This is a genomic window from Herbiconiux sp. (assembly GCF_023264895.1).
Lineage (GTDB): Bacteria > Actinomycetota > Actinomycetes > Actinomycetales > Microbacteriaceae > Herbiconiux.
Window position 1 is genome coordinate 1 of the sequence record NZ_JAHFUY010000066.1, and the last position, 26,289, is coordinate 26,289.

Consider the following 26,289-nt stretch of genomic DNA (forward strand, 5'->3'; position numbering starts at 1 on the left):
GTTGACCCTTCGGAGGGGTGGGGGTTGTGGGGGGGCGCCCACTACTCGTGTTCGGGGAGGAGGGGGGTGGTGAGGCCGGGGTCGCGGTCGAGGTGGGTGGCTCGGGAGACGGCGGCGGTGCCGAAGCGGGTGCGGACGGCGTCGAGGACCGTGTCGAGGCGGGCGCCGTCTGACCAGTCGATGGGGAGCTCGGGCTGGAGGGTGTCGGAGCGGGTGAGGTGGGAGAACGAGATGCCGAGGAGGGTGATGCCCCTCGCTGCGATCTCGGGGTGGGCGGCGGTGAGGAGGTCGCGGGCCGAGGCGAGGAGCACAGCGGTGCTGTCGGTGGGGATGCGCACGGTGCGGGAGCGGGTGGCCTTCGCGTAGTCGCCGAAGCGGAGGCGCAGCACGACCGTGCGGCAGAGCCGGTCGCCGTCTCGGAGCCGGCCCGCCAGGCGGTCGACGATCTGGGTGAGGATGACGTCGAGCTCACCGGGCGTGCGGGCGCGGTTGCCGAGGGCGCGCTGCGAGCCGATGGAGGAGCGGCGGCGGGTGGTGTCGACGGGGCGCGGATCGCGGAGGCGGGCTAGGGCATGCAGGTGCGCGCCGGTCGCGCGGCCGAGGATCCGCTCGGCGGTGGCCTCCTCGAGCTCGGCGAGCTGGCCCACGGTGCGGATGCCGAGGCGGTGCAGCTTCTCGGCCGTCACCGCGCCCACGCCCCACAGCCGCTCCACCGGTAGGGGGAGCAGGAACTCCTGCTCCCGATCCGGCTCGACCACGAGGAGCCCGTTCGGCTTGCTCACCGCACTCGCGACCTTGGCCAGGAACTTGGTGCGCGCGACCCCCACCGAGATAGCCAAGCCGGCCTCGGCGAGCACCCGCTCGCGCAGCCGCACCGCCACCTGCTCGGGCGTGCCCGCGAGGCGCCGGAGACCGCCGACCTCGAGGAACGCCTCGTCGATCGACAGTCCCTCCACGAGCGGTGTCGTGTCGCGGAAGATGGCGAAGACGGCACGGCTGGCCGCGGAGTAAGCCTCCATGCGCGGCGGCACGACCACGGCCTCGGGGCAGAGCTCCCGCGCCTGCCGACCGCCCATCGCGGTGCGCACACCGCGGGCCTTCGCCTCGTAGCTCGCCGCGAGCACCACACCGCCGCCCACGATCACGGGCCGTCCCCGGAGCGCCGGGGCGTCGCGCTGCTCGACCGAGGCGTAGAAGGCGTCGAGGTCGGCGTGCAGCACCGTCGCCTCACCTCGCATCCGCTCCTCCTCGCCGTGCCGGTGCCCGGATCGTCGCACCGACCCCCGACATCGGGCTCGGGCTCGGGAAGACAGAACCGGCCCCGCCCTCACGAGCGGGACCGGTTCGGGCGATCAGGAGATCAGCAGTAGCGCGGGTCGTCGATGAGCGCCTGGGAGAGGGTGTTGGTCCCTCCGACGTAGACGAGGACCTCGGGATCCAGGTCGGAGCCCCAGATGGCGTCGACCGTGGGAACCGGGTAGCAGGCGGTGGCGGTGAGGAACAGGGGCGAGTCGAACGCCGCCGCGACCGGGCCTGTGGAGAGTGCATCCGGGAACACCGAGCCCGAGGCGATGAACGCGACCTCGGTCTGGCCCTGCCAGACGTCGAGGTTGATGTTCGCGGCCACCGCGAAGCGGTCCGCTCCGCCGTAGCGCAGCACGGAGGGGACTGTCGCGGCCAGGTCCGCCTCGACCTGCGCGTTCACCGAGTTGACGCCGCCGGCGATGCGCGCGGTCTGCGTGCCCGCATCCGTGAGCAGCTGGCGGGTGGGCGCATCGAGGCCGGCACCCCAGCCGTTCACGAGGAGCACCGCGCCGTCGAGGTGACCGGCGGCGGGACCAGCAGCCAGCGCGTCGGGGAAGTTGTTGCCCGTGGCGATGAAGACGTTCGAGACGCCGCCGTCGAAGGCGTACTCCAGGATGTTGCGGGAGACCTCGTAGCGGTCGGCGCCGCCGATGCGGGTGATGTCGGGCTTCAGCGCGGCGAGCTGCTGGTAGACCGCGTCGGAGACGCTGGCCGTGCCGCCGACCACGACGATCCTCTTCGGCTTCTCGCGCAGGATCTCCTGGCGCGTGACGTCCGGGAGGCTGTCGCGGGAGGTCAGCAGCAGGGCGCCGCCCTGGGCGTAGGCCGCGGGACCGGCGCTCAGCGCATCGGCGTACTTCTGGCCGCTCGCGATGTAGATCACCTCGGCCGAGGTGAACGGTGCGTTCAGGTTGACGGCGACCTCGTAGCGGTTGGCTCCGTCGACGCGCGCCCACTGCCACTCGCCGGTGGCCGTCCCTCGGGCCGACAGGTCGGATCCGGTCGGGGCATCGGCGCTCGACTCGGTCGTGCCCCAGGACGGGCCGTCGGGCGTGCGGTCGCCCGGAGCTGCCGCCGCCGACAGCGGCGCGGCGACGACCCCCACCACGGTGAGGGCGGCGAGGGTGAGGATCGAGGCGCGCGTGCGCGCTCCGGATCGGGACGTGGATCGGTTGTGCAAGGAGTTACCCCAGGAATCAGAGCGGGGCAGCGCCCCTCGCCACAGGTGTGGCTGAGTGGAGTCTGTCGCATCCTGGGCGCGACCACCAGCCGCCGCGGGATTGCCCGCTCGCGGTCGCGCTCGCGGACTGGTCGCGCCACCACATCCCCGACGCCGGGTAGCGCCAACCGCGCGAAAAGGGCTCCTTTTCAGCGGTTGGCGCTACCCGGCGCGGCCCGGGGCGGGGGGTCAGGGCTGCTGGGGCGCGGTGACGCTCAGCACCCAGGTGGTGCCGAAGCGGTCGGTGAGCATGCCGAAGCCGGGCGACCAGGCCGAGGCCGCGAGGGGCTCGATCACCGTGGCACCCGCGGAGAGGGCGCTCCAGTGCTCGGTCGCCTCGTCGAGCGTGTCGGCGTTCAGGGCGAGGAAGAAGGGCGCCGTGGTGATGGTCATGCCGTTCTCGCGACGGGTGGAGACCTGGGCCGCGGGGGCATCCTGCGCGCCGGGCACGTCGTAGGCCATGACGGTGAAGCCGCTGGGTGCGAAGACCTGGCCGAAGACGACCTTGTCGGAGTCCGGCAGGCCCGCGGGCATGCCGAAGTCGGCGTAGGTGCGGATGGTCGCCTCGCCACCGAAGGCGGCGGCGTAGAACTCGAGGGCGGCGCGGGCCTCGCCGTGGAAGTTGAGGTGGGTGACGGGGGTGGCGGACATGGCTGCTCCTGATCTGTGGGGTGGATTATCTGGGTGGTGGATTCGTGTTCAGGAGCACTCTCGCAGCGAATGCGGACAGGGAACGTCCGCATTGTGCGCGATCATGAAGTCATGCCCCTCGCATCCGCACCGTCGACCTCCCAGCGGCTGCTCACCCTGCTGTCGCTGCTGCAGTCGCGCCGCGACTGGCCGGCCCCCGTGCTGGCCGCCCGGCTCGAGGTGAGCGAGCGCACCGTGCGCCGCGACATCGAGCGGCTGCGCGAGCTCGACTACGCGATCGACGCCACGAGGGGACCCGACGGCGGCTACCGCCTCGAGGCCGGCCGCCGGCTGCCCCCGCTGCTGTTCGACGACGAGCAGGTGATCGCGCTCACGCTGGCCCTCCGCACCGCCGGAACGCTGGGAGCCGGAGTGGAGGAGGCGGCCGAGCGGGCTCTCGGCACCGTCAGCCGGCTCCTGCCCGCGCGGCTGGCGCATCGGGTCGCGAGCCTCTCCGAGCTGGGCTCGAGAGCCGGGTCGGTGCAGGCCGACCCGGCGGTGCTGCTGCGCATCGGGGAGGCCATCCAAGCCGCCGAGGAACTGCGCTTCGACTACGCGTCGCCGAGCTCGCCGAGCGCACCGGATGCTGCGCGCCCGACGCCCGTGCGCTCGGTGCAGCCGCACCACCTGCTGCTGCACGCCGGCCGCTGGTACCTGCTCGGCTACTCCCCCGCCGACGCCGACTGGCGCGTCTTCCGTGTCGACCGGATCACCCCGCGGAGCCACAACGGCCGCACCTTCACCCCGCAGCGCGTGCCCGGCGGCGATCCGGCGCGCTTCCTGTCCGCCCGCTTCAAGGGCTCTGCGGGCTCCGACACCTGGCCCTGCCGCGGCGAGGCCGTGCTGCACGCGCCCCTCGCCGACATCGCGCCCTACCTCGGCGACGGCACCGGCGAGCCGGTCGCGCCGGATCGCTGCCGCGTGCGACTCGGCTCCTGGTCGTGGGACGGCCTGGCCGCCGAGCTCTGCCGCTTCACCGTCCCGATGGGCGAGGTGGGGCCCGCGGAGCTCCGCGCAGCCCTGTCGTCGCTGGCGGAGCGAGCCGCAGCCGCTGCCGCGACGGCACCTGCACCCGCACCCGCACCCGACTGAGTCGCGGCCGGGAGCGCACCCAGCTGTTCACCTCGATGTGCGACACTCCGCCCATGGCCAAAGAGCTGACAGACGAAGACATCATCCAGCAGATCGTCGACCGCCTCCAGGCGAAGTTCCCGGAGACGCCGCGTGCCGACATCGAGCGCACCGCCCGCGCCGAGTTCGACGACCTCGCGGGCCGCCCCGTGCGCGACTACCTCGCCATCCTCGTCGAACGCTCCACGAAGAAGCGCCTCAAGAAGTCCTGACCCACCGCGATCCTCCCTGCCATCGCGGCGGCCGCCGCTCACCGCCGGGCGAGCGCGACCGCCTTCCGCGCGAGCATCACCGCGACGACGCCCGTGGCCACCCACGGGCCGGCGACGAGGATCGGGTCGATCCAGGTGTGGCTGCGGTCGACCCGCCGGGAGCGCACGCGCGACGACCACCCGTGCCGGCGCACCTCGCTGAGCACCCCGGTCTCGGTGACCGGGTTGTCGGGGTGGAGCGTCGCGAGCGACTTGACGTGGGCGCCGAAGGAGTCCACCCGGTCACCGGCGATGAGCAGCAGCCAGTGCGCCGCGCGCCCCTCGCTGTAGCGGTAGGCATAGCGGCGGATGGCCCCCGAGACACCGTGCAGCGGAGCCACGGTGCCGAAGACCGGCGTGAGCATGCCGTGCTCGATCGACCGCTCGCGCGGGTACGGCTCGGGCTGCCGGTCCGGGAACTCCCAGTGCGCGCCCGTGACCTCCGGCGCGTACCGCTCCCGGGGGACGGCGGGGCGGTCGGCGGGGTCGAGGTCGGCGCCCCAGCCGGGGATGCGTGCCCGCAGCTCGTCGTCGGTCTCGCGCACAGCGGGCTTGTCGGCCACGTAGGGCCGGTCGAGCTCCGTCGTGCTCGTGCTCGTGTTCTCGTTCATGGTCCGTTCCTCTCTCATGCCGCGTCCATCGTGATGATCGTCTTGATGCAGCCGTCGAGCTTGGCTGAGAACATGTGGTACCCCTCCCCGATCGCCTCGAGGGGGAGGCGGTGGGTGACGATGTCACTGGGCTTGAGGTAGCCGTTCCGGATGTGCTCGAGCAGCCGCGGCCACTGCCGCTTCACGGGGCACTGGTTCATGCGCAGCGTCAGGCCCTTGTTCATGGCGTCGCCGAACTTCACCGCGCTGAAGATCGGGCCGTAGGCGCCCATCACCGACACCGTTCCGCCCTTGCGCACGCCGTCGATCGCCCAATTGAGCGCGATCGGCGAGCCACCCTGCAGCTTCAGCTTGGCGCCGGTGAGGTGCTGGGTGAAGTTGCCGTCGGCTTCGGCACCGACCGCGTCGATCACGACGTCGGCGCCGAGGTTGTCGGTCGTCCGCTTCATCGTGACCACGATGTCGTCGTGCTCGGCGAAGTCGATCGTCTCGGCGTGCGCGAACTCGCGCGCCTTGGCCAGCCGGTACTCCAGGTGGTCGATCACGATCACCCGGCCGGCGCCCATCAGCCAGGCCGACTTCGCCGCGTAGAGCCCCACCGGCCCCGCGCCGAGGACCACGACGGTGTCACCGTGCCGGATGTCGCCGAGCTGGGCCCCGAAGTAGCCGGTGGCGAGGGCATCCGTCATCAGCAGGGCGTCCTCGTCGTCCAGCCAGTCCGGGATGACGGAGGGCCCCACATCGGCGAAGGGCACCCGCACGTACTCGGCCTGGCCGCCGTCGTAGCCACCGCAGGTGTGCGAGTAGCCGTAGATGCCGCCGACGGCCGTGGCGTTCGGGTTCACGTTGTGGCAGTTGGAGTAGAGGCCGCGCGCACAGAAGTAGCACGAGCCGCAGTAGATGTTGAAGGGCACCATCACGCGGTCGCCCACCGCGAGGTTCTCGACCGAAGGCCCGACCTCGTGCACGACCCCGATGAACTCGTGGCCGAACGTCATGCCCACCCGGGTGTCGGGCATGAGGCCGTGGTAGAGGTGCAGGTCGGAGCCGCAGATGGCGGCCTTCGTGACCCGGATGATCGCGTCGTTGGGGTGCTCGATCCGGGGGATGTCCTTCTCCTCGACGCGGATCTTGTAGGGACCGCGGTAGACCATGGCTTTCATGACGCCTCCTTGTTGTCGTGTCTTCTCATGGGGTCACCGGCCGAGGGCGGCGGCGACGGGGCAGCGCACGGAGTGGGTGCCGGCGGCGAGCCCGACCTCGTTCATGTAGCGCACGATCTGCGCGTACGCCTGCCCGATCGTGGTCTCGGTGTAGCCGATGCCGTGCTCCCGGCAGTAGGCCCGCACCAGTTCCCGGGCCTTCCGGAGGTGCGGCCTCGGCATGCTCGGAAAGAGGTGGTGCTCGATCTGGAAGTTCAGGCCCCCCATCAGCGCGGTGGCGACCGGGCCCCCGGTGATGTTGCGGGAGGTCAGGATCTGCCGGCGCAGGAAGTCGACCCGGGAGTCCCGGGGGAGGACCGGCATGCCGGTGTGGTTGGGCACGAAGGCCGACGCGGTGCAGACGCCGAACACCAGCAGGTGCACGGTGAGGAACAGGAATCCGAGCGCCACCGACATCGACGAGAAGACCAGGGTCAGGTAGAGGGCCCCGTGCACCGCGAGGAGGGCGATCTCGAGAGCTCGCCGCTCGAACCGGCCCCGCCGGAACACGGCGAGCACGCCCTGCAGGTGCAGGCTGAAGCCGGCCAGCGGGATGATCACGAAGAAGAAGAGCCCCTGATGCCGGGTGTACCAGGCGCGGAGCCCGCGGGTCTCGGCGGCGTCGTCGGGGGTGAACGTGAAGACGCCGGGGTCGATGCTCGGATCCTTGCCCACGAGGTTCGGGTTCGCGTGGTGGCGGTTGTGGCCCGTTTTCCAGTCGGAGAAGCTGATGCCCACGAGCAGGTTCCCGATGAGCAGTCCTGCGGCGTCGTTCGCCTTGCCGGTCTCGAAGATCTCGCGGTGCGCCGCCTCGTGCGCGAGGAACCCGAGCTGCGCGGTGATGACCCCGAGGGCTGCGGCGAGCAGCAGCTGCCAGCCGCTGTCGCCGACCAGCAGGATGCCGGTCACGTCGGCGGCGAGCGCGGCGAGGAGGCCCGCGAAGACGGCCGCGTAGAAGCCGCGTGTGCGGTCGAGAAGGCCGGCGTCGCGCACCCGGGCGAGGAGCTCGCGGTACTGTCCGGTCTGGTCGGGCCCGGAGCCGCGCGGGCGTGTGCGGCGCAGCGGGTGCAGCTGCTGCGTCTCCTGCCTCTCCGAAGAGGCCGTGTCTGTCATCCGGAGCCCCAATCGCTCGATCATCACCGGCTACGTGACGACGACCGTAATGAGCCTTCCGCGCACCGGCAGGACGGTTGCGCAGACGGCGGAGATCCGCTAGCGCGGGCGCGCGGCGCTAGAGCCGGCGCTCGTGCCGGTGGGGCTTGAGGCGCTCCGGCGCATCCGTGGCCGGTGGGAACTCGCAGGTGAACCAGCCCTCGTAGCCGAACAGGAAGCCGAGCACGCGGTTGTGCACCTCGAGCGAGATGCGGAAGGCCTGGCGCTCGTCGTCCCAGTGCTCACGGAGCAGGGCGGTGCCGGAGAACGCCATCGGGAACCGGAACCCCACGGGGCCCTCGTAGAAGCGCTGCTCGCTCGAGCGCAGCACGAGGCCTCCGCGGTCGTCGACCTCGAGCTCGAGGTCGACCGCGAGGTGCTGGTGGGTGCCGAGGTAGTCGACGACAACACGGCGAACCGGATCGAGCACCATCGTCGCGTCGAAGCGCGCGGGTCGGCGACGCACCCGGTACTCGCGCACGAAGGTCACCGTCTCGCGGCCGAACGGGTCGCGGTAGGGGTAGTTCTCGATGGTGAACGGCACGTCGCTGCCGGTGTCGGCCACGAGGATGTGCCGGAGGCGGCCGATCAGCAGGAACGGCACCGTCCACCACGGTCCGCGCCGGATGCGTGCCATCGTGCCGCTTCCCACGCACGCGTACCCGGCTTCCAGCGAGACCCCGAAGCGCCGCTGCATCATCGGGTGCAGGCGGGCGAACGCCTCGGCGCCGAGCGCCGTCTCGAAGATTGACCCGGTCACGGCAGCGCACCCAGCGTGGCCGGGGCATCCGCCATCGCACCCTCGCGCGGCGGGCGGGTGAGGCAGCGGCTCGCCCGCGGCCGATCGGCCCGCCACACCGCGACCACCGACAGCAGCCCCCACCGCGAGGGCGGGGTGCCCGTCTCGGCCCAGATCCGCAGCCGGTCGAAGCTCCACGCCGTCATCCACAGCACCAGCGGGCGCAGCACGAGGTCGGGCAGGCGGCCGAAGCCCGGCACGTAGTCGTAGCCCGTGATGAACCGCACGCCCTCGGCCGTGGGCACGTAGCGCCAGTAGCCCCGGCCGGAGCGCAGCGGCGACAGCCGGTCGGCGGTCGTGAACGAGAGGGCGGAGGTGCGGGTGCCGTCGGGCCGGGTGCGCTCCCCGATCGAGAGGCCGGTGCCGCGGATGCGGTGGAGCGGCAGGGCGCGCTCGTACCGGAACGACGCTCGGCCGCCCGCATCCGTGCCCGTTCCCGTTCCCGTTCCCGTGGGGACGATGGCGCTGAAGCGCAGGTCCCAGCGCGGGTGCAGCTCGGGCTCCTGGGTGAGCCGCCACACCGTGTCGAGGTCGGCGCGGATGAGCGTCTCGACGTACAGCGCTCGCGATCCGATCGTCATGTGGCCCCCTCGACGACCCTACCGGCGAGCTGCGGGGGCCCGTGAGCTGGCGGCTCGCGGGCCAGGGCCTCATGAGCCGGCTCCCCATGAGGCAGCTCCCCGCGGGTCAGCTCCCCGCGATCTCGCGGAGGGTCGCGAGGTGCGCCTTCCAGGCCGCGCGGCCCTGCTTGGTGAGTGAGAGCGAGGTGCGCGGCATCTTGCCGGCGAACGACTTGCCCACCGAGACGTAGCCCGCGACCTCGAGCGCCGAGGCCTGCTTGCTGAGGGCGGAGTCGGTGATCTCCACCGCATCCCGCACCTCCTTGAAGCCGAGGGTGCCCGCGCGGTCGAGGGCCGCCACGATCGAGAACCGCACGGGGTTCTGCAGCAGGTCGTCGAGTCGATGCCGGGGATGCTGCACGGGCACCGGCTCGGGCACAGGCACGGCCACGGGCTCAGGCACGGTCACGGATTCGGGCACGGTCGCGGGCTCGGGCGCGGTCACGAGCGCGCCTCCCGAGCCGCGCAGGCGAGCGCCACCACGAGCACGATCCCGGATGCGACGCCCGCGAGCACGACGTCGCCGTGCGCCCAGATCACCACGGCGAGAGCGGCGGCGTAGCTCGCGAACCAGCTCGCGATGTACGCGACCCAGCGGCGGCTGCGGGCGAACGCCGAACGGCCGCGGATGCTGATCATGAAGAAGATCAGCAGCGCGAACATCACCGCGAGCGTGCCCACGTAGGCGAGCCCGAAGCCGCGGCCGGTCGTGACGGCCATCGCGAACGTGCCCATCGAGGTGGCCACGCCGAGCGCGAGGATGAACGCGATGTACGGCCAGCGCGTGGCGTCGTGCGCCCCGCGGCTCAGCCGCTCCGCCTTCTCGAGCAGCACGCGGGCCTCAGCGGGGGTGGGGGCGGATGTCGTCTCCATGATGGTGTCCCTTCGTCCCCACCATCTTCCCAACTACTTTCCCTTTTGGCAAGTACTTCCCAAGGGCGATGCACCCCCTGGTCACGTGAGTCGCGCCGAAGTGTCGTCATACGGCCCGTTCCGGGCGGAATGAGAACACTTCGGCGCGACTCACGGGCGCGTCTCAGGCGGCCGGGGCCAGGCGCTCGAGGAGGGTGTCGATGTTGTCGGTGTCGAAGAGCTGGTCGGCCGTGATGAGCGCGAGGCCCGTGACGCCCGCGAACTCGCCGAGCGACGACACGAGGATCGAGAGGTTGCGGGTCGCGAGCGGCAGCGAGCGCTGGTAGACCCGCTCGCGCACGCCCGACAGCAGCACCTCCCCGCACTCGGCGAGCTGCCCCGACAGGATGATCGACTCCGGGTTGAGGATGCTCACGAGATCGGCCACCGCATCCCCCAGCACCCGTCCCGCCTGCCGCACGAGCCGCACGGCCTCGATGTTGCCCTGGCGCACGAGCGAGACGACCTCGGCCACGTCGGCGGCCGGCACCCCCACGGCGGCCAGGTCGCGGATGAGCGCCCACCCGCCGGCGTACGCCTCCACGCAGCCGACGTTGCCGCAGCGGCACGGCAGCGGCGCCGAGGAGTCCGACACGGCGGCGCGGGTGTGCCCGATGTCGCCGGCCGCGCCGTCGCTGCCGCGGATGATCTGCCCGTTGAAGACGAGACCCGATCCGATGCCCGTGCCGAGCTTCAAGCTGATCAGGTCGTCGTGCCGCACCGCGTCGGCGGCGCGCGGCCGGGACTCGGCGACGGCGCGCGAGTTGGCGTCGTTCTCGACCACCACGGGCACCTGATAGCCGGAGAACCAGCCGGCGATGTCGAACCCGTCCCATCCGGTCATGATCGGCGGGTTCACCACGCGCCCGGCCGCGAACTCCACCGGGCCCGGCACCCCGATCCCGATGCCCCACACCTCGGGCCCCCCGGCCTCGTCGAGCAGCTCGGCGAACGCGGCGTCCACGACGGTGAGCACGGGCCGCGGGCCCTCCCAGACGTCGATCGAGCGCTGGGTGTGGGCGAACGGCCGCCCGCCGAGGTCGCAGAGCGCGGCGACGAGCCCGGTGGCCCCGATGTCGACCGTCAGGAACGCGGCGCGCGACCGGTTGAAGGCGAACCGGCTCGACGGCCGGCCACCGGTGGAGCTGCCCCCGCCGATCTCGGAGATCAGCCCCGCGGCGTCGAGCGCCGCGAGCCGCTGGTTCACGGTCGAGCGCGAGAGCCCGGAGACATCGATCACCTCGGTGCGGCTGAGCTCCCCGTGCTCGCGGAAGAGCGCCAGGACTTCACCGACGTGGGTTCGCACATCCTTCACTTTACGCAGAGCTCCATTGCCTTCGTGTTGCCAAGAGACCCCATTCTAGACATATGTCGAATCAAAGTCCCGCCACTTTTGGTTTGCAATAAATCAAAAGTAGGCGTAGTTTCTGTCGAGCAGGCACGTAGTGGTGCCCTGACCCACCAAGGATGACAATGTTCAGCAAAGACGCAACATGGATGCGCACCGCGCGCATCGCGGTGCCCCTGGGTATCGCTGCTCTCGCCCTCGCCGGTTGCGCCGGCGGCTCGGGCGACGGCTCGGGTGACTCGGCCTCCTCCAGCAAGGTCGCCGCCGTCATCAAGGGCCTCGACAACCCCTTCTTCCAGGCCATGGAGTCCGGCATCAACGAGACCGCCGAGACCGACGGCGTCGACGTCACCGTGCAGGCCGCCGCCGACATCGGAGACACCACGGGCCAGGCCGACAAGCTCACCACCCTCGCCGGCCAGGACTTCGGCTGCTTCGTGGTGAACCCCATCTCGGGCACCAACCTCGTGCAGGCCCTCAGCCAGGTCGCGACCGCCGGCAAGACCATCGTGAACATCGACAGCCCGATCGACGCGGATGCCGCGAAGACCGCGAACCTCGACATCGCGACCTACATCGGCACCGACAACGAGGCCGCGGGCGGCAAGGCCGGCGACTTCGTGCTCGAGCAGGTCGAAGCCGGCTCCGAGGTCGCCGTCATCGGCGGCATCGCCGGCGACGTCACGAGCGGCGCCCGCGTCGACGGCTTCAAGGCCGCCGTCGGCAGCGACCTCGACATCATCCAGGAGTCGGCCGCCGACTGGAAGCGCGAAGTCGCCCTCACCACCGCGACCGACATCATCGCCGCCAACCCGAACGTGAAGGCCTTCTTCGCCGCCAACGACGACATGGGCCTCGGCATCGTCAAGGCCGTCGAGAACGCCGGCCTCACCGGCCAGATCACGGTCGTCTCGGTCGACGGCAACAAGGACGCGCTCGAGTCGGTCGAGGCCGGTGGCCTCTCCGCCACCGTCGCCCAGTACCCGTTCGCCATCGGTCAGCTCGGTGTGCAGGCGTGCGAGGTCGCTGCCGCCGGCGGCACCCTCCCCGCCGAGATCGAGAGCCCCACGGCCCTCGTGACCGAAGCCGAGGCCGCCGACGCGATCGCCGCCTTCCCGCAGCCCTTCGCCCCCTTCGAGAACCCCCTCGAAGACGAGCTCGCGAAGTAGCAGCACCACTCCACCCCTCCCCCTCCCACGAGTGGGCGGTTTCGGCGCCATGATCGCCAGATCCGAGCAGAAACCGCCCACTCGTGGGAGACACCGCCCAGAAACGTGACTTCTATGACAACAACGGAACAGGCCAGGCCCTCCCGCCTGAAGGCCATCACCGCCGAGACGAAGCAGCTCAGCTTCTGGGCCGAGAACGCCGCCCCCATCGGCCTCGTCGTCCTCGTGATCGTCTTCTCGATCCTCTCCCCCACCTTCCTCACCCTCGGCAACATCAAGGCGATGCTCGTCGCGGCCGCGATCCTCGTGATCCTCGCCATCGGCCAGGCCTTCGTCATCACCACCGGCGGCATCGACCTGTCGATCTCGGCCACCATGACCTTCGGCGCCATCGGCTTCGGGCTCGCCTTCTCCAACGGCGCCGGCTTCTGGCTCTCGGCGCTCATCGCGATCGTGGCGGCGATGCTGATCGGCCTCATCAACGGCCTCCTGATAGCCAAGGGCAAGGTGACCGACTTCATCGCCACCCTCGGTACCCTCTCGGTGGCCACGGGGCTCGCGCTGATCGTCTCCAACGGCAAGCCGATCTCGGTCAACAGCCCCGAGCTGCTCACCCTCACCTCGGGCTCGCTCGGCATCTTCGGCTACCCCATCATCCTCGCCGCGATCATCGCGGTCGGCGCCTGGTTCTTCATGTTCCGCACCCGCTTCGGCCTGCACGTGCAGGCGGTCGGCGGCAACGAGGAGAGCGCGGTGGCCAACGGCATCAGCGCCACGAAGATCCGGATGGCCGTGTACCTCATCTCGGCCGCCCTCGCCGGCGTCGCAGCCCTCCTGCTGGTGGCCCGCGTCGGCGCCGCGGAGCCCGCGATCAACACCCAGTTCCTCCTGAACTCGATCGCCGCGGTCGTGCTCGGCGGCGTGAGCCTCACGGGCGGCAAGGCGAAGATCGTCGGCCCCGTGATCGGTGCGCTGCTGCTCACCGCCCTCACCAACGGCCTGACGCTGCTCGGCGTCTCGCAGTTCTACCAGCCGCTCGCCGTCGGACTCGTCGTGGTCCTGGCCGCCCTACTCACGAGGTTCCAGAAGAAATGACCGACAACTACAACTTCGTTCCCGCGGCCCCGCACACCGGCACCACGCCGGCCCGCGACTTCATCCTCAAGGCCACCGACATCAAGAAGTCGTTCGGCGGCGTGCACGCCCTGAAGGGCGCGTCGATGACCATGCGCCGCGGCGAGATCACGGCCCTGATCGGCGACAACGGCGCCGGCAAGTCCACCATGGTGCGCTGCCTCTCCGGCATCCACCGCCCCGACTCCGGCACGATCTGGCTCGACGGCGACGACGTGACGTTCGAGACCCCGAACGCCGCCCGCGAGCGCGGCATCGAGACGGTGCACCAGAACCTGGCGCTCGTGGAGGATCTGTCGGTGTGGCAGAACTTCTTCCTCGGCCGGGAGAAGACGCATGGCCTCGGCCCCTTCCGCACCCTCGACCGCAAGCTCATGAAGAGCACCGCGGGCGAGCTGCTGAAGAACCTCGCCGTCAACGTGCCCCCGGTCACGAGCAAGGTGCGCCGCCTCTCCGGCGGCCAGCGCCAGGCCGTCGCCATCGCGCGCGCCGCCGGCTGGGGCTCGAAGATCGTCATCATGGACGAGCCGACCGCGGCCCTCGGCGTGCAGGAGACCGCTCGCGTGGAGGGCGTCATCAACACCCTCCGCGACTCCGGCGTTGCCGTGCTGCTGATCAGCCACAACTTCGACCAGGTCATGCGCCTCTCCGACCACGTGTGGGTCATGCGCGCGGGCACGGCCGTGGCCGAGCGCCGCACCCTCGAGACCGACGGCGACGAGCTCGTCTCGCTCATCACGGGCGCCAAGGCGGCCTGACCGTGGCGTTCGACCTCCGCATCCCGTTCCGGCGGGCGGCGGCCACCTCGGCCGTGCCGCTCGGCGTGCACGCAGGGCTCTGGGTGCGCGACTGGCGGCCGTCGTCGGCCCGCACGGCCATCGAGGGCAGTGCGGCGGCGGGCTTCGAGCTGATCGAGATCCCGGTTCCGGATGCGGCGAGCACCGACGACATCGCGCTCACCCGCGCACTGCTGGAGGAGACCGGCCTCGACGCGGTCGTGTCGCTCGCCCTCGACACCGCGAGCGACATCAACACGGCGGATCCGGTGCTCTCGGCACGCGGCGAGCGCCGGCTGAACGCCGCGGTCGAGTTCGCGAGCGCGATCGGCGCGAACTACGTCGGGGGCGTGACCTACTCGGCGATGACCAAGTACACGCATCCGGCCACCGCCGCCTCCCGGGAGAACTCGCTCGCGGTGCTCACCAGGGTGGCGGGCGCGGCGCGCGACGCCGACGTGCGGATCGGACTCGAGTACGTCAACCGCTACGAGAGCAACCTGCTGAACACGGCGGCCCAGACCGCGACGTTCATCGACGAGCTCGGGGAGCGCGGCGTCGACAACGTCCTGCTGCACATCGACACCTACCACGCCAACACCGAGGAGCTCTCGCTCGCGGCGGCGGTGCAGGATGCAGGCGAACGCCTCGGCTACCTGCACGTCTCCGAGAGCCACCGCGGACAGATCGGCACCGGCTCGCTCGACTGGGCGGGGCTGTTCGCGGCCCTCGCCGACTCCGGCTACCGGGGCCCGCTCACGTTCGAGTCGTTCTCGCCCGCCATCGTCTCCCCCTCCACCCGCGACGACATCGGCGCCTGGCGCACGCTCTGGACCGACCCCGTCGCCCTCACCCGGTCGGCGCACGCGTTCCTGCGTGACCAGCTGGCCGCATCCGCTCTTCTCACCACCACCACCTGAAGGAACTGACATGACCAACAAGCTCGGAGTCCACGCCCTCGTCTTCTCCGGCGGCACCACGCCCGCCGAGGTCGACTACATCATCGGCGAGACCAAGAAGGCCGGCTTCGACCTGCTCGAGCTCTCGCTGCACGACGCCGCGAACCTCGACGTGCCCGCCGCCCGGGCCGCGCTCGACGCCGCCGGCCTCGGCATCGTCACCTCGCGCGGGCTCGCCTTCGCGGCCGACGTCTCCTCCGACGACCCCGAGGTCGTCGCGAAGGGCGCGAAGCTGCTGCACGACTCGCTGCAGATCACCCACGGGCTCGGTGGCACCCACTTCACCGGCGCGCTCTACTCGGCGCTCGGCAAGTACGGGCACGCCCTCTCGGCCGCCGGCCGCGCCAACGTGGTCTCGACCCTCCAGGACCTCGCGGTCGAGGCTCAGGGCCTCGGCATGACCCTCGGGCTCGAGATCTGCAACCGCTACGAGACCAACGTCATCAACACGGCGGCGGATGCGCTGCGCCTGGCCGACGACATCGGTCACGACAACGTGCTCATCCACCTCGACACGTACCACATGAACATCGAGGAGGACGATCTCGTGCGGCCCGTGCACCTCGTGGGCGACCGCCTCGGCTACGTGCACATCGGCGAGAACCACCGCGGCTACCTCGGCTCGGGGCACCTCGACTTCGGCGCGTTCTTCCACGCCCTCGCCGACATCTCCTACGACGGCCCGATCACCTTCGAGTCGTTCTCGTCGGCCGTGGTGTCGCCCACGCTCTCGAACGACCTCGCCATCTGGCGGAACCTCTGGAACGACGGCCCGGCGCTCGCGGCGCACTCGCACCGCTACCTCTCGAACATCATCGAGGGAACCCGTGCCGCCCTCTGACGCGGAGCCGGCGACGGCGGGGCCCGACGGCCTCGCTGAACCGCAGATCGCGGGGCTCGACGAGCTCGCGGAGCGGGCGCTCGGGCTGGTGCGGCCGGGGCAGCGGGTCATCCTCGGCATCGCCGGATCGCCAGGGGCCGGCAAGACCACGCTGGCCCGGCAGCTGGCCGCGCGGGTCAACGAGCTGAGCGCCGCGGCCGGCGGGCCAGGCGCCCCGTTCGCCGCGCACGTGCCGATGGACGGCTACCACCTCGCCGAGTCGACCCTCCGCCGCCTCGGCCGGGCCGACCGCAAGGGCGCCCTCGACACGTTCGACGGCTGGGGCTTCGTGGCACTGCTCCGCCGCCTCGTGGCCGAGACCGACCACACGGTCTACGCACCGAGCTTCGACCGCGCCATCGAGGAGCCCATCGCGGGCGAGATGGCGGTCGAGCCCGCGACGCAGCTCGTGGTCGTGGAGGGCAACTACCTGCTCGTCGACGACGGACCCTGGGCGCTCGTGAAGGGCCTGCTCTCGGAGTCGTGGTTCTGCGAGACCCCCGACGACGTTCGGGTCTCCCGCCTCGTCGTGCGGCACGAGATCGGCGGCCGGACCCCCGAGGCCGCGCTCGCCTGGGCCGAGACAGTCGACGGCCGCAACGCCCTCCTCATCGAGTCGACGGCCCCCCGAGCCGACCTCCTCATCTCGGGCATCACGGGCGCAGTCCTCTAGCCCTCCCTCTGCCGAGACGTCACTTTCCGCACATCCCCACCCCGGGAGGCGTGAGAAGTGACGTTTCGGCAGAGGATCGAGGTGGGTAGGGTCTGAGGATGCAGGAGCAGGGGTTCGTGGTGCGGCGCACCACGGAGGAGGACTGGCGCGAGGTGCGGGCGCTGCGGCTCGAGATGCTCGCCGACACCCCGCTGGCCTACCTCGAGACGCTCGAGCACGGCGAGCGCCGCTCAGAGGCCGAGTGGCGGGCCTGGGCGCGCGGCGGCTCCTCGGAGGAGTCGATCACGGTGGTCGCCATCGTCGACGAGGGCCCGACGGCCGGGCGCTGGGTGGCCACGATGATGTCGAAGGTGCCGGTCGGCGCCTCGGGCGCCCACCTCTTCGGGGTCTACGTGGCGCCCTCGCACCGCGGCCCCGTCGGCGTGACGGATGCCCTCCTCGACCGCATCGAGGCCTGGGCGGCCACCCGCGGCGACACCCTCACCCTCGAGGTGCACGAGCACAACCCGCGGGCCCGCGCGGCCTACCGCAAGCGCGGCTTCGTGGAGACGGGCCGCACCTCCGCCTACGCCCTCGACCCCACCCAGCGCGAGATCGAGATGCGCAAGCCCCTCCGCTGACGCGTCTACCCCCGCATCGTGCGTGCGATCTCCACGAGTGCCGCCGAGCAGCGGCGTGCCACGAGCACGTCGCTCGCCGACACCGGACGGTGGGCATAGCCCGCCTTCGACTTCAGCGCGAGCAGTCGCTCGAGATGACGGCCCGCTCCGGACTGGGCCTTCTCCAGCAGCGCGACGGTCTCGGCGTGCGTGCCCGTCGGCGAGTAGCGGGCGAGACGCCGGATGCAGATGACGTCGGCCGCGGCGATGCCCGCGTGCACCGCAAGGGTGACGTAGGCGTCACGATGGTCTCCGGCCCCGTCCCCCTCGAAGAAGAGCTCCGCAGCGGCCTCGAACTCCTCCGCTTTCGCCAGTCGCCCCTGCGCCACGAAGGCGTCGGCCGAGCGTTCCGGCGTCACGGGGTCGACACGAGGGCTCGGAAGGCGAGCCGGTCGCCCACGAGCGTGATCCCCTCGTCGAGCACGGATGCCACGAGAGGCTCGTGGGCTGCCGCTCCGCGAAGCTCGGCGGCGGAGAAGTCGATGAGCCGAGGATCATTGCCGGTCCAACCATGGATCCGCCGAGTGATCTCGGCGACCTGCAGCTCCCAGACGGCCGTCGGATCAGCACCTCTCACGAGGAGCACGTCGATGTCGCTGTCGGTCCGCATCGCGCCCCGCGCGGCGGAGCCGAAGAGCGCGGCGAAGACCGGGGGCTCCGACCAGCCGCCGAGTTCGCCGCGGAGGCGCTCGCGGAACAGGTCCCCCAGCCCGGCCAGCTGGACGATCGCAGGCGCCGCCAGGTGGTCGCGATTGAGGGTGTAGAGCGCATTGCGCCCGACCGGCTCGCGCCGGACGATCCCCTCACCGACCAGACGGCTGAGCGCGTTCCGCACACCCTCCGAGGAGCGGCCACGGATCGCGGCGTGCAGCTCGGTGACGGTGAAGCCGCTCTCGGATCGGGCCAGGACGGCGAGAACGTCACCGTCGACCGCGCTGGTCACGACCCCGAACGGGGATTGAAGCCGCACATCGCCTCCCGCTAACCCGAAATAATCCAGATGAACCAACTAATTCACTGAAGGATTATCATATCCGAGTCTCGTCATCAATGCATCGCGGACGAAGGCCGCGCCGGCCGGGCCGCCGTAGTTCGTGGCGAAGCGGGGGTCGGTGGCGTAGAGGTCGGCGAGACCTCGGGCGTAGGCGGCGAAGGCCTGCGGCTCGGCTTCGGGTGCGCCGGGGGCGCCCGGGGCTCCCGGCACCGAGGCGAGCCAGTCGAGGTGGCGGCGGGCGAGCTGCTGGGCGGCGGGGCCGGCCGGGTCCGCGTCGGGGGCGGTGGCGGCCGCCTGCCAGTCGGCGTTGAGGGCCGCGAGACCCTCGGTGAACGTCTGCCGTCCGTCCGGGCCCAGGGACGTCCACCAGGCGTCGCCCGTGGCGCCCCAGCGTTCCGTCACCTCCGCCTCGTGACGGGTGTGGTCGAAGCCGTCGAACATGGTCGTGGGCACGAGCTGTCCTCCTTCTCTCAGGGTGTCGATGGTGCGGCGCACGGACGCGCGCTGACGTGCCAGGCGGTCGTGCTCGGCCGTCAGGAGCTCCAGGTGCCGCTCGAGGGCGGCGACGGGCAGCTCCGATCCCTCGAGCACCGAGGCGATCGCAGGGAGCCCAAGTCCGAGCCCGCGCAGCAGCAGCACGCGCTGCAGCCGCACGAGCGCCTCGGCGTCGTAGTAGCGGTAGCCGTTCTCGCCCACCCTCGAGGGCGGCACGAGCCCGACGGCGTCGTAGTGCCGCAGGGTGCGGCTCGTCACACCGGCGTGCCGGGCGAGCTCCTGGATGCTCCATTCGTTCATGGCACCCACGCTACGAGTTGACGCAGCGTCAAGGTCAAGTGCCGGATTCAGCGAGCCTCATCAGCGCGTCAGTCCAGCGGCTCCGCCCCGCCGCCCACCGCGATCCCGCCGGTCTCCGGCACCTCCACCGCGAGCACGCTCGGGCGGCCGACGTGCCGCCCCTGGTGCACGAGCACGCGCGCCGGCGCCCGCACCGCGCCGAGCTCGCGCAGGTACCCGCCGAGCGACGCGGCCGCCGATCCCGTCGCGGGATCCTCCGTGATGTCCCCCACCGGGAACAGGTTCCGCGCCTCGACCTCGAGCGTCTTCGTCTCGGGCCCCGCAACGGCCGGGAGCAGCACGACCGTCACCGTCCCCTTCCAGCCCTGCTCGTCCATGAGCGCCCGCACCGCGGCCGGATCGAACGTGAACGCATCGAACACGTCCTCGGAGGCGAGGGGCACGACCGGATGCCGGTTGCCGGCGAACGCCTCCCGCACCGGCCAGCGGGGGTCGAGATCCGCCGCCGTGAGCCCGAGCAGCCCGAGGAGGCGCTCCTCGACGCCCGCCGCGAGCATCTGCACCGACGGCTCGACGCTCACGAACGACCCGACGAGATCCGAGGCACCAGCGGGGGCGGCACCGGACGCGCCACCATCAGACGCACCGCCGGACGCGTCGCCAGACGCACCGCCGGACGCGCCGCCCGGGGCCGTCGTCACCGCGATCGCCCCCACCTCGGTCTCGAGCACGAACGCGCCGACACCGCGCTCGCCCGCGAGCAGCACCGACGTCGCGATCGTCGCGTGCCCGCAGAACGGCACCTCGGCATCCGGCGAGAAGTAGCGCACCCGCACGTGCCGCGGGTCGCCGTCGATCGCCGGATCGGTCACGAACGCGGTCTCCGAGAACCCGACCTCCGCCGCCACGGCGAGCATCCGCTCCTCCGAGAGCCCCGACGCGTCGAGCACGACACCGGCGGGGTTGCCGCCACCGGGCCGGGCGGCGAAGGCGGAGAGGCGGCGGATGTCGAGCTCGCGCTCCGGATCGGGGCTGCGGCGGGTCGTCGGGTCGTCCATGGCCACATCGTGCCAGCCGCCCGCCCCTCCGGCAACGGCCACCCGACCCTCCGCGGCCCCCTCGCGACCCTCCCGCGACCCCTCAGCACACCGCCGGAGGAGTAGTAACGTCGGAGCATGCCACGGATCGGAACCAGCGACCTCGACGTCTTCCCCCTGTCGCTAGGCGGCAACGTGTTCGGCTGGACGGCCGACCGCGAGGAGTCCCTCGCCATCCTCGACGCCCACGCCGAGGGCGGCGGCGATTTCATCGACACCGCCGACACCTACATGGCGAGCGTGCCGGGCCTGAACGGCGGCGAGTCCGAGACCCTCATCGGCGAGTGGTTCACGAGCCGCGGATCGCGCGACAGCACCGTGCTCGCCACGAAGGTGTCCCGGCATCCGGAGTTCAAGGGTCTCGGCGCCGCGAACATCGCCGCGGCCGCCGACGCCTCGCTCGCCCGCCTGCAGACCGACCGGATCGACCTCTACTGGGCCCACTACGAAGACCCCGAGACGCCTCTCGAAGAGACCGCCGAGGCCTTCGACAAGCTCGTGCGAGCCGGCAAGGTGCGCTACATCGGCCTCTCGAACTTCGCAATCGAGTCGATCGAGCGCTACCTCGAGGTGGCGGATGCGCACGGCTGGGCCCGCCCCGTGGCCCTGCAGCCCCACTACAACCTCGTGCACCGGAACGACGTGGAGGAGAACTGGGTGCCGCTCGCCGAGCGCGAGCAGCTCTCGCTCATTCCCTACTACGCGCTCGCGAGCGGATTCCTCACCGGCAAGTACCGCGAGAAGGACGACCACGAGGGCGCCGTGCGCGCGAAGGCCGCCACGAAGTACGTGAGCCCTCAGGGCCTCGCCATCGTCGACGCGCTCGAGGAGATCGGTCGCGCCCACGACGCCTCGATCGCCACGACCGCCCTCGCCTGGCTGAAGGCCAAGCCGACCGTCGCCGCCCCCATCGCGAGCGCGAGCCGCGTGGGCCAGGTGGCCGACCTCGTGGCCGTGGGCCGCGTCGACCTCACCGCCGACGAGGTGGCCCGGCTCGACGAGGTGTCGGCCTGGGATCCGTCTGCCCGGAACCCCTCGGCATGACACCGCCGTTCGGCCGCCGCCGCACCCCGAAGCAGGAGCAGCAGCCCTACACACCCACCCCAGCCGCCCCCGACGCGGACGGCGCTGTGGCCTCCCGCCGGGCGTTCCTCAAGGCCGCTGCCGTCGGAGCCGCGGGCGCCGCAGCGGGCGGGCTCGCCGGCGCCGCGATCGGCGCGGGCGTCTACGCCCAGGAGTCGAGTCTCGACTTCGCCGCCGAGAAGGCCGAGGCCAAGGTCGGCTTCGAGCATCTCGTGGTGATGATGTACGAGAACCGCTCGTTCGACAACGTGCTCGGCTGGCTCTACAAGAACGAGGAGCTGAAGAACGGGCAGTCGTTCGAGGGCCTGCACCAGGGCGACCACTCCAACCCCATCCCGGGCACCGACAAGGTCGTCAAGGCGCGCCCCTACTCGGGCTCGACCGACGAGATCATGTCGAGTCCCGATCCCGATCCGGGCGAGGAGTACCCGCACGTCAACACCCAGCTCTTCCAGGGGGTCGACCCCGAGGGCAACGCCGACCTCCACGCGAACGGGCTGCAGTATCCGTACAACGCGCCGGGCCCGGGCGACACCCCCACGATGAAGGGCTTCGTGGAGGACTACTTCATCAACTACCGCCACATCACCCGCAACCGCGACACCCCCACCGAGAAGGATGCCGAGCGCGCGATGGGCGGGTTCACCCCCGAGATGCTGCCCGTGTTCTCGACCCTGGCGAAGGAGTTCGCCGTGTTCGACCACTGGTTCAGCGCGGTGCCCTCGCAGACCTTCTGCAACCGCGTGTTCTTCCACGCCTCGACCTCGCACGGCTTCGTGACCAACAAGGGCGAGGGCGGCTACGACAAGTGGCTCGACGTGCCGCCGGAGGAGTCGACCACCATCTTCAACCGGCTCGAGGAGGCCGGTCTCACCTGGCGCGTCTACTACGACGCCGCCCAGCTCGTCTCGATGACGGGAGTGCTGCACGCGCCAGCCCTCGAGCCGTACTGGAAGAGCAACTTCCGGGTGATGGAGCAGTTCTACGACGACGTGGAGAACGGGAACCTGCCCGACTACGCCTTCATCGAGCCGCGGATGGTCTACAACCACAACGACATGCATCCGCCGGTCGGCGTGCTGCGCGAGAGCGACGACGGAGCCGACGACGGCGGTCTCGTGATCGACGGCGCCGTCTCGGATGCGCGGGCCGCCGACGCGCTGCTCCACGCCGTCTACTCCGCCATCCGCTCGAGCGACGCACCGCAGGGCTCGAACGCGATGAACACGATGCTCTTCGTGACCTTCGACGAGCACGGCGGCACCTACGACCACGTGCCCCCGCCGCGGGCGACCCCGCCGCGCACGGGCGACGCGGGAGAGATGGGCTTCACGTTCGATCGGTTCGGCTGCCGGGTGCCCGCGATCGCGATCTCGGCGTACACCGCGAAGAACACGATCATCAACGAGCAGATGGACCACGGATCGGTGATCTCGACGCTCACGAAGCTGCACGGCCTGAAGCCGCTCACCCGGCGCGACGTGGAGTCGCACCACATGTTCGGCGCCATCAACCTCACGACGCCGCGGCCCGCGACCCAGTGGCCGCAGACGCTGCCGCAGTACACGCCGCCGAACCCGGAGGTCAGCTTCGACACATCGAGCGCCGACCACAAGGTCAAGCCGATCTCGAACCCTGCGAAGGGGCTGCTCGGCATCCTGATGGCGAAGTACGGCGACCCGGCCGCGAAGGAGCCCGAGACCTACGGCGAGGCCTTCGCCGCTCTCATGCAGACCCAGAACGCGCACGGGCAGCTCTTCGGCACCCTCGACTCCGTCGACGGCACCCCCACCCCCAAGCCCACTCCCACCCCCACCCCCTGACTGCCGAACCGTCACTTTCCACGCTTCCCGGGCGGGAGAAGTGTGAAAAGTGACGGTTCGGCAGAGGGTCAGGCCCCTACGAGCTTCTCGGCGAGGTAGGGGACCAGGCGGTCGAGCGAGATGCGCTCCTGGGCCATCGAGTCGCGCTCGCGCACGGTGACCGCGTTGTCGTCGAGGCTGTCGAAGTCGACGGTGATGCAGAACGGCGTGCCGATCTCATCCTGCCGGCGGTAGCGGCGGCCGATGGCTCCGGCGTCGTCGAAGTCGACGTTCCAGTTCTGGCGGAGGTCGGCGGCGAGCTTCTTCGCGAGCGGCGAGAGCGCCTCGTTGCGCGAGAGCGGCAGCACGGCGGCCTTCACGGGCGAGAGGCGCGGGTCGAGCTTCAGCACCGTGCGCTTGTCGACGCCGCCCTTGGTGTTGGGCGCCTCATCCTCGTGGAACGCGTCGACGAGGAACGCCATGAGCGAGCGGGTGAGGCCGGCGGCCGGCTCGATCACGTACGGGGTCCAGCGCTCGTTGGTGGTCTGGTCGAAGTACGACAGGTCGGTGCCCGAGGCCTTGGAGTGCGTCGTCAGGTCGAAGTCGCCGCGGTTGGCGACACCCTCGAGCTCACCGAACGCCGAGCCCTGGAAGCCGAACTTGTACTCGATGTCGACCGTGCGCTTGGAGTAGTGCGACAGCTTCTCCTTGGGGTGCTCGTAGAGCCGCAGGTTCTCGGGGTCGATGCCGAGGTCGGTGTACCACTGGAAGCGCTGGTCGATCCAGTACTGGTGCCACTCCTCGTCCTCCCCGGGCTTCACGAAGAACTCCATCTCCATCTGCTCGAACTCGCGGGTGCGGAAGATGAAGTTTCCGGGCGTGATCTCGTTGCGGAAGCTCTTGCCGATCTGGCCGATGCCGAACGGCGGCTTCTGCCGGGAGCTGTTGAGCACGGCGTTGAAGTCGACGAAGATGCCCTGGGCGGTCTCGGGCCGCAGGTAGTGCAGGCCGCTCTCGTCGTCGATCACGCCGAGGAAGGTCTTCAGCAGGCCCGAGAACTGGCGCGGCTCGGTCCACGAACCGGGCTGACCGGTCTCGGGGTCGCGGATGTCGGCGAGGCCGTTCTCCGGCGGGTGGCCGTGCTTCTCCTCGTAGGCCTCGAGCAGGTGGTCGGCGCGGTAGCGCTTGTGGGTGTGCAGCGACTCCACGAGCGGGTCGCTGAAGACCTCGACGTGGCCGGAGGCCTCCCAGACCGCCTTGGGCAGGATGACGGCGGAGTCGAGCCCCACGACGTTGTCGCGCGACTGCACCATGAACTTCCACCACTGGCGCTTGATGTTCTCCTTGAGCTCCACGCCGAGGGGCCCGTAGTCCCACGCCGAGCGGGTTCCGCCGTAGATCTCCCCCGTCGGGAAGACGAAGCCACGGCGCTTCGCGAGGGCGATGACAGAATCGAGACGGGATGCAGGCATGAGGTGGGCTCCGATATCTCCGCGCGGCCGGCTGCTCGCGCTGGATCAGCGACAATTCTAATCGGAGCGGTCGAACCGCCCGGACCCGCAGGGTGGACAGGAGCCTCGATGCACGGCTGGGACTTGCTGCTGTCGCTGCGCATCGTCGACGGCCCCTTCCTCTGGGGCACCTACGCGATCGCCGCCGCCGTCTTCGTCTACCTCCTCGTGCGCCCGCCGTCCCGGCGCTGGCTCGTGACCGCGGCGAGCGCCCTCGTGGGCGGATCGCTCGCCGCCCTCGCCGTCACGTTCGTGATGCAGGATCTGCTCGACCTGTTCAACTCGCCCATGGCCATCGCCGCCCGGCTCTGGATCGTGCTCGCCGGAGCATCCGTCGCCCTGGCGTTCATGAACCTCCGCCGCTCCCGCTGGTGGCGGAAGGTCATCGCCGTGTGGGCGATCGGGCTGTTCGCCTGGACGGCGACGCTCGGCATCTCGGCCGACTTCGGCATCCTGAAGAACCTCGGCGACCTGCTCGACATCTCGATCGAGGAGCCGCTCGACGTCTCCGAGCTCGCCCCGCACTCCACGAACCCGCCCGGGCCCCTCGCCGAGAGCTGGCAGCCGCCCGCCTCGATGCCGGCCACGAGCACGCACGGCTCGATCCCCATCCCCGCCTCCGACCCCTCGTTCGAGCCCCGCGACGCGATCGTGTACCTGCCGCCGGCGGCCAGGCTCCCGGATGCCCCGGCGCTCCCCGTGGTCGTCTTCCTGAGCGGGCAGCCCGGAGCGCCGGACGTGGCCGACATCGGCGCGGTGCTTGACCGCTTCGCCGCGCGCCACGACGGCCTCGCCCCGATCGTGGTGTCGGTCGACCAGCTCGGCGGATCGGGCACGAACAACCCGCTCTGCGTCGACGGCTACCAGGGCGATGCCCTCAGCTACGTCAACCGCGACGTGCCGGCCTTCATCTCGTCGACCTTCAACGTGCTGCCCTCCCGCACCGACTGGACCATCGCAGGGTTCTCCAACGGCGGCGAGTGCAGCATCGCCTCGGGCGCGGCGTTCCCGGAGGTGTGGGGCAGCATCATCGACATCTCGGGCGAGCTCGAGCCCGACCTCGGCGGCGACGACGGCGACACCCTCGAGATCGGGTTCGGCGGCGACAAGGCGGCGTTCGACGCGGCCAAGCCGCTGACCATCCTGGCCGCGGGAGCCTCCGATCCGGCCGTCGCCGCGCTCTACGCCGACACCGTCGCGGTGTTCGCCGACGGCTCGGACGACGAGCCCTACCTCGGCTACTCGCGCATCCTGCACGCCGCGGCGGCGGAGGCGGGGATGCAGTCGCACCTCGTGGTCTCGCCCGGCACCGGGCACGAGTCGGCCACCATCGAGTACGGATTCACGAGCGCCTTCGAGCTGCTCTACCCGCGGTGGGGACTCGCGCGGGGCTAGTTGTACTGCCCAGTCAGGTTGGTTAACCGTGTGATCGGTGGTTTGCCTCCGATGGCGGTGTGGGGCCTGTGGTGATTGTATTCATGGAGCCATCCGGGGAGAGCTGCCCGGCGGGCTGATTC

At 70.9% G+C, this 26,289-nt stretch carries 29 protein-coding genes; 12 read left to right on the forward strand and 17 right to left on the reverse strand.

Features of this window, described 5'->3' with window-relative positions; translation table 11 throughout:
- Nucleotides 1-41 precede the first annotated feature (41 nt).
- From dinB to Q0D57_RS12805, 3 genes are all read right to left on the reverse strand, one after another.
- Nucleotides 42-1,238, reverse strand: coding sequence for a DNA polymerase IV (gene dinB, locus Q0D57_RS12795; protein ID WP_291044398.1), 1,197 nt, complete (start codon nucleotides 1,236-1,238; stop codon nucleotides 42-44).
- Nucleotides 1,239-1,360: 122 nt separating this feature from the next.
- Entirely contained in the window at nucleotides 1,361-2,485 is a 1,125-nt protein-coding gene (locus Q0D57_RS12800) for a cell wall-binding repeat-containing protein (protein ID WP_291044402.1), read from the reverse strand.
- A gap of 228 nt (nucleotides 2,486-2,713) precedes the next feature.
- Entirely contained in the window at nucleotides 2,714-3,175 is a 462-nt protein-coding gene (locus tag Q0D57_RS12805) for a VOC family protein (protein WP_291044404.1), read from the reverse strand.
- Between the two features lie 111 nt (nucleotides 3,176-3,286).
- Here Q0D57_RS12805 and Q0D57_RS12810 point away from each other — a divergent pair, with 111 nt between their 5' ends.
- On the forward strand, nucleotides 3,287-4,306 hold the full coding sequence (locus Q0D57_RS12810) for a WYL domain-containing protein (RefSeq protein ID WP_291044406.1): 1,020 nt from the start codon (nucleotides 3,287-3,289) through the stop codon (nucleotides 4,304-4,306).
- 53 nt (nucleotides 4,307-4,359) lie between these two features.
- Nucleotides 4,360-4,557, forward strand: a complete 198-nt coding sequence (locus Q0D57_RS12815) for a three-helix bundle dimerization domain-containing protein (RefSeq protein ID WP_291044412.1) — start codon at nucleotides 4,360-4,362, stop codon at nucleotides 4,555-4,557.
- Nucleotides 4,558-4,595: 38 nt separating this feature from the next.
- On the opposite strand, the gene Q0D57_RS12820 is transcribed toward Q0D57_RS12815, so the two are convergent.
- From Q0D57_RS12820 to Q0D57_RS12855, 8 genes are all read right to left on the reverse strand, one after another.
- The gene (locus tag Q0D57_RS12820) at nucleotides 4,596-5,207 is read right to left on the reverse strand and encodes a hypothetical protein (RefSeq protein WP_291044415.1); all 612 of its coding nucleotides are present in this window, start codon (nucleotides 5,205-5,207) and stop codon (nucleotides 4,596-4,598) included.
- Nucleotides 5,208-5,221: 14 nt separating this feature from the next.
- Nucleotides 5,222-6,370 (reverse strand): zinc-dependent alcohol dehydrogenase, encoded by a 1,149-nt coding sequence (locus tag Q0D57_RS12825; protein ID WP_291044417.1) that lies wholly within the window; start codon nucleotides 6,368-6,370, stop codon nucleotides 5,222-5,224.
- Nucleotides 6,371-6,403: 33 nt separating this feature from the next.
- On the reverse strand, nucleotides 6,404-7,522 hold the full coding sequence (locus Q0D57_RS12830; protein WP_291044423.1) for an acyl-CoA desaturase: 1,119 nt from the start codon (nucleotides 7,520-7,522) through the stop codon (nucleotides 6,404-6,406).
- Between the two features lie 118 nt (nucleotides 7,523-7,640).
- A complete protein-coding gene (locus Q0D57_RS12835) occupies nucleotides 7,641-8,321 on the reverse strand; it encodes a DUF4166 domain-containing protein (RefSeq protein ID WP_291044430.1) in 681 nt (226 codons plus the stop codon).
- Complete coding sequence (locus Q0D57_RS12840; RefSeq protein WP_291044433.1) at nucleotides 8,318-8,941, reverse strand: SRPBCC family protein; 624 nt, start codon at nucleotides 8,939-8,941, stop codon at nucleotides 8,318-8,320. Before Q0D57_RS12840 ends, Q0D57_RS12835 begins: the two co-directional genes overlap by 4 nt.
- Before the next feature lie 106 nt (nucleotides 8,942-9,047).
- Nucleotides 9,048-9,371, reverse strand: coding sequence for a transcriptional regulator (locus Q0D57_RS12845; protein ID WP_366518619.1), 324 nt, complete (start codon nucleotides 9,369-9,371; stop codon nucleotides 9,048-9,050).
- 50 nt (nucleotides 9,372-9,421) lie between these two features.
- Nucleotides 9,422-9,853, reverse strand: coding sequence for a chemotaxis protein CheY (locus Q0D57_RS12850; protein ID WP_291044436.1), 432 nt, complete (start codon nucleotides 9,851-9,853; stop codon nucleotides 9,422-9,424).
- Nucleotides 9,854-10,016: 163 nt separating this feature from the next.
- On the reverse strand, nucleotides 10,017-11,198 hold the full coding sequence (locus tag Q0D57_RS12855; RefSeq protein ID WP_291044439.1) for an ROK family transcriptional regulator: 1,182 nt from the start codon (nucleotides 11,196-11,198) through the stop codon (nucleotides 10,017-10,019).
- Nucleotides 11,199-11,365: 167 nt separating this feature from the next.
- Between Q0D57_RS12855 and Q0D57_RS12860 the strand changes: the two genes are divergently transcribed.
- The 7 genes from Q0D57_RS12860 (at nucleotide 11,366) to Q0D57_RS12890 (ending at nucleotide 17,451) form a co-directional block, all read left to right on the forward strand.
- On the forward strand, nucleotides 11,366-12,409 hold the full coding sequence (locus tag Q0D57_RS12860; RefSeq protein ID WP_291044441.1) for a substrate-binding domain-containing protein: 1,044 nt from the start codon (nucleotides 11,366-11,368) through the stop codon (nucleotides 12,407-12,409).
- 114 nt (nucleotides 12,410-12,523) lie between these two features.
- The gene (locus tag Q0D57_RS12865; protein ID WP_291044443.1) at nucleotides 12,524-13,504 is read left to right on the forward strand and encodes an ABC transporter permease; all 981 of its coding nucleotides are present in this window, start codon (nucleotides 12,524-12,526) and stop codon (nucleotides 13,502-13,504) included.
- On the forward strand, nucleotides 13,501-14,301 hold the full coding sequence (locus Q0D57_RS12870; protein WP_291044448.1) for an ATP-binding cassette domain-containing protein: 801 nt from the start codon (nucleotides 13,501-13,503) through the stop codon (nucleotides 14,299-14,301). Before Q0D57_RS12865 ends, Q0D57_RS12870 begins: the two co-directional genes overlap by 4 nt.
- Before the next feature lie 2 nt (nucleotides 14,302-14,303).
- Complete coding sequence (locus Q0D57_RS12875) at nucleotides 14,304-15,239, forward strand: sugar phosphate isomerase/epimerase (RefSeq protein WP_291044451.1); 936 nt, start codon at nucleotides 14,304-14,306, stop codon at nucleotides 15,237-15,239.
- 10 nt (nucleotides 15,240-15,249) lie between these two features.
- Entirely contained in the window at nucleotides 15,250-16,119 is an 870-nt protein-coding gene (locus tag Q0D57_RS12880; protein WP_291044459.1) for a sugar phosphate isomerase/epimerase family protein, read from the forward strand.
- Nucleotides 16,106-16,831, forward strand: a complete 726-nt coding sequence (locus Q0D57_RS12885; RefSeq protein ID WP_291044469.1) for a nucleoside/nucleotide kinase family protein — start codon at nucleotides 16,106-16,108, stop codon at nucleotides 16,829-16,831. The genes Q0D57_RS12880 and Q0D57_RS12885 overlap by 14 nt, the downstream gene beginning before the upstream one ends.
- Before the next feature lie 98 nt (nucleotides 16,832-16,929).
- Complete coding sequence (locus Q0D57_RS12890; RefSeq protein ID WP_291044472.1) at nucleotides 16,930-17,451, forward strand: N-acetyltransferase; 522 nt, start codon at nucleotides 16,930-16,932, stop codon at nucleotides 17,449-17,451.
- Nucleotides 17,452-17,456: 5 nt separating this feature from the next.
- On the opposite strand, the gene Q0D57_RS12895 is transcribed toward Q0D57_RS12890, so the two are convergent.
- From Q0D57_RS12895 to Q0D57_RS12910, 4 genes are all read right to left on the reverse strand, one after another.
- A complete protein-coding gene (locus Q0D57_RS12895; protein WP_291044475.1) occupies nucleotides 17,457-17,849 on the reverse strand; it encodes a hypothetical protein in 393 nt (130 codons plus the stop codon).
- Nucleotides 17,846-18,460, reverse strand: coding sequence for a nucleotidyltransferase domain-containing protein (locus Q0D57_RS12900; protein ID WP_291044478.1), 615 nt, complete (start codon nucleotides 18,458-18,460; stop codon nucleotides 17,846-17,848). The genes Q0D57_RS12895 and Q0D57_RS12900 overlap by 4 nt, the downstream gene beginning before the upstream one ends.
- 39 nt (nucleotides 18,461-18,499) lie before the next feature.
- Nucleotides 18,500-19,279 (reverse strand): MerR family transcriptional regulator, encoded by a 780-nt coding sequence (locus Q0D57_RS12905; RefSeq protein ID WP_291044481.1) that lies wholly within the window; start codon nucleotides 19,277-19,279, stop codon nucleotides 18,500-18,502.
- 68 nt (nucleotides 19,280-19,347) lie between these two features.
- A complete protein-coding gene (locus Q0D57_RS12910) occupies nucleotides 19,348-20,337 on the reverse strand; it encodes a PhzF family phenazine biosynthesis protein (protein ID WP_291044484.1) in 990 nt (329 codons plus the stop codon).
- Nucleotides 20,338-20,454: 117 nt separating this feature from the next.
- Between Q0D57_RS12910 and Q0D57_RS12915 the strand changes: the two genes are divergently transcribed.
- Both Q0D57_RS12915 and Q0D57_RS12920 read left to right on the forward strand, forming a co-directional pair.
- The gene (locus tag Q0D57_RS12915; RefSeq protein ID WP_291044487.1) at nucleotides 20,455-21,420 is read left to right on the forward strand and encodes an aldo/keto reductase; all 966 of its coding nucleotides are present in this window, start codon (nucleotides 20,455-20,457) and stop codon (nucleotides 21,418-21,420) included.
- Nucleotides 21,417-23,282, forward strand: coding sequence for an alkaline phosphatase family protein (locus tag Q0D57_RS12920; protein ID WP_291044490.1), 1,866 nt, complete (start codon nucleotides 21,417-21,419; stop codon nucleotides 23,280-23,282). The genes Q0D57_RS12915 and Q0D57_RS12920 overlap by 4 nt, the downstream gene beginning before the upstream one ends.
- Before the next feature lie 68 nt (nucleotides 23,283-23,350).
- Here Q0D57_RS12920 and Q0D57_RS12925 read toward each other — a convergent pair whose 3' ends face one another.
- Nucleotides 23,351-24,733 carry a glycine--tRNA ligase gene (locus Q0D57_RS12925; protein ID WP_291044493.1) on the reverse strand — a complete coding sequence of 461 codons (1,383 nt, stop codon included), beginning with the start codon at nucleotides 24,731-24,733 and terminating at the stop codon, nucleotides 23,351-23,353.
- A gap of 108 nt (nucleotides 24,734-24,841) precedes the next feature.
- Here Q0D57_RS12925 and Q0D57_RS12930 point away from each other — a divergent pair, with 108 nt between their 5' ends.
- Nucleotides 24,842-26,167: an alpha/beta hydrolase-fold protein gene (locus tag Q0D57_RS12930; RefSeq protein WP_291044496.1), complete on the forward strand. Its 1,326-nt coding sequence runs from the start codon at nucleotides 24,842-24,844 to the stop codon at nucleotides 26,165-26,167.
- On the opposite strand, the gene Q0D57_RS12935 is transcribed toward Q0D57_RS12930, so the two are convergent.
- On the reverse strand, nucleotides 26,164-26,289 hold a 126-nt coding region (locus tag Q0D57_RS12935), incomplete at its 5' end, for an integrase core domain-containing protein (protein WP_291044507.1). The two genes, Q0D57_RS12930 and Q0D57_RS12935, sit on opposite strands and share 4 nt — an antisense overlap.

Coding starts and splice junctions, on each gene's coding strand:
- dinB (WP_291044398.1), bottom strand. CDS start 1,238: ATGCGAGGTGAGGCGACGGTGCTGCACGCCGACCTCGACGCCTTCTAC.
- Q0D57_RS12805 (WP_291044404.1), bottom strand. CDS start 3,175: ATGTCCGCCACCCCCGTCACCCACCTCAACTTCCACGGCGAGGCCCGC.
- Q0D57_RS12810 (WP_291044406.1), top strand. CDS start 3,287: ATGCCCCTCGCATCCGCACCGTCGACCTCCCAGCGGCTGCTCACCCTG.
- Q0D57_RS12815 (WP_291044412.1), top strand. CDS start 4,360: ATGGCCAAAGAGCTGACAGACGAAGACATCATCCAGCAGATCGTCGAC.
- Q0D57_RS12820 (WP_291044415.1), bottom strand. CDS start 5,207: ATGAACGAGAACACGAGCACGAGCACGACGGAGCTCGACCGGCCCTAC.
- Q0D57_RS12825 (WP_291044417.1), bottom strand. CDS start 6,370: ATGAAAGCCATGGTCTACCGCGGTCCCTACAAGATCCGCGTCGAGGAG.
- Q0D57_RS12830 (WP_291044423.1), bottom strand. CDS start 7,522: ATGACAGACACGGCCTCTTCGGAGAGGCAGGAGACGCAGCAGCTGCAC.
- Q0D57_RS12840 (WP_291044433.1), bottom strand. CDS start 8,941: ATGACGATCGGATCGCGAGCGCTGTACGTCGAGACGCTCATCCGCGCC.
- Q0D57_RS12850 (WP_291044436.1), bottom strand. CDS start 9,853: ATGGAGACGACATCCGCCCCCACCCCCGCTGAGGCCCGCGTGCTGCTC.
- Q0D57_RS12860 (WP_291044441.1), top strand. CDS start 11,366: ATGTTCAGCAAAGACGCAACATGGATGCGCACCGCGCGCATCGCGGTG.
- Q0D57_RS12865 (WP_291044443.1), top strand. CDS start 12,524: ATGACAACAACGGAACAGGCCAGGCCCTCCCGCCTGAAGGCCATCACC.
- Q0D57_RS12870 (WP_291044448.1), top strand. CDS start 13,501: ATGACCGACAACTACAACTTCGTTCCCGCGGCCCCGCACACCGGCACC.
- Q0D57_RS12880 (WP_291044459.1), top strand. CDS start 15,250: ATGACCAACAAGCTCGGAGTCCACGCCCTCGTCTTCTCCGGCGGCACC.
- Q0D57_RS12890 (WP_291044472.1), top strand. CDS start 16,930: ATGCAGGAGCAGGGGTTCGTGGTGCGGCGCACCACGGAGGAGGACTGG.
- Q0D57_RS12905 (WP_291044481.1), bottom strand. CDS start 19,279: ATGAACGAATGGAGCATCCAGGAGCTCGCCCGGCACGCCGGTGTGACG.
- Q0D57_RS12910 (WP_291044484.1), bottom strand. CDS start 20,337: ATGGACGACCCGACGACCCGCCGCAGCCCCGATCCGGAGCGCGAGCTC.
- Q0D57_RS12915 (WP_291044487.1), top strand. CDS start 20,455: ATGCCACGGATCGGAACCAGCGACCTCGACGTCTTCCCCCTGTCGCTA.
- Q0D57_RS12920 (WP_291044490.1), top strand. CDS start 21,417: ATGACACCGCCGTTCGGCCGCCGCCGCACCCCGAAGCAGGAGCAGCAG.
- Q0D57_RS12925 (WP_291044493.1), bottom strand. CDS start 24,733: ATGCCTGCATCCCGTCTCGATTCTGTCATCGCCCTCGCGAAGCGCCGT.
- Q0D57_RS12930 (WP_291044496.1), top strand. CDS start 24,842: ATGCACGGCTGGGACTTGCTGCTGTCGCTGCGCATCGTCGACGGCCCC.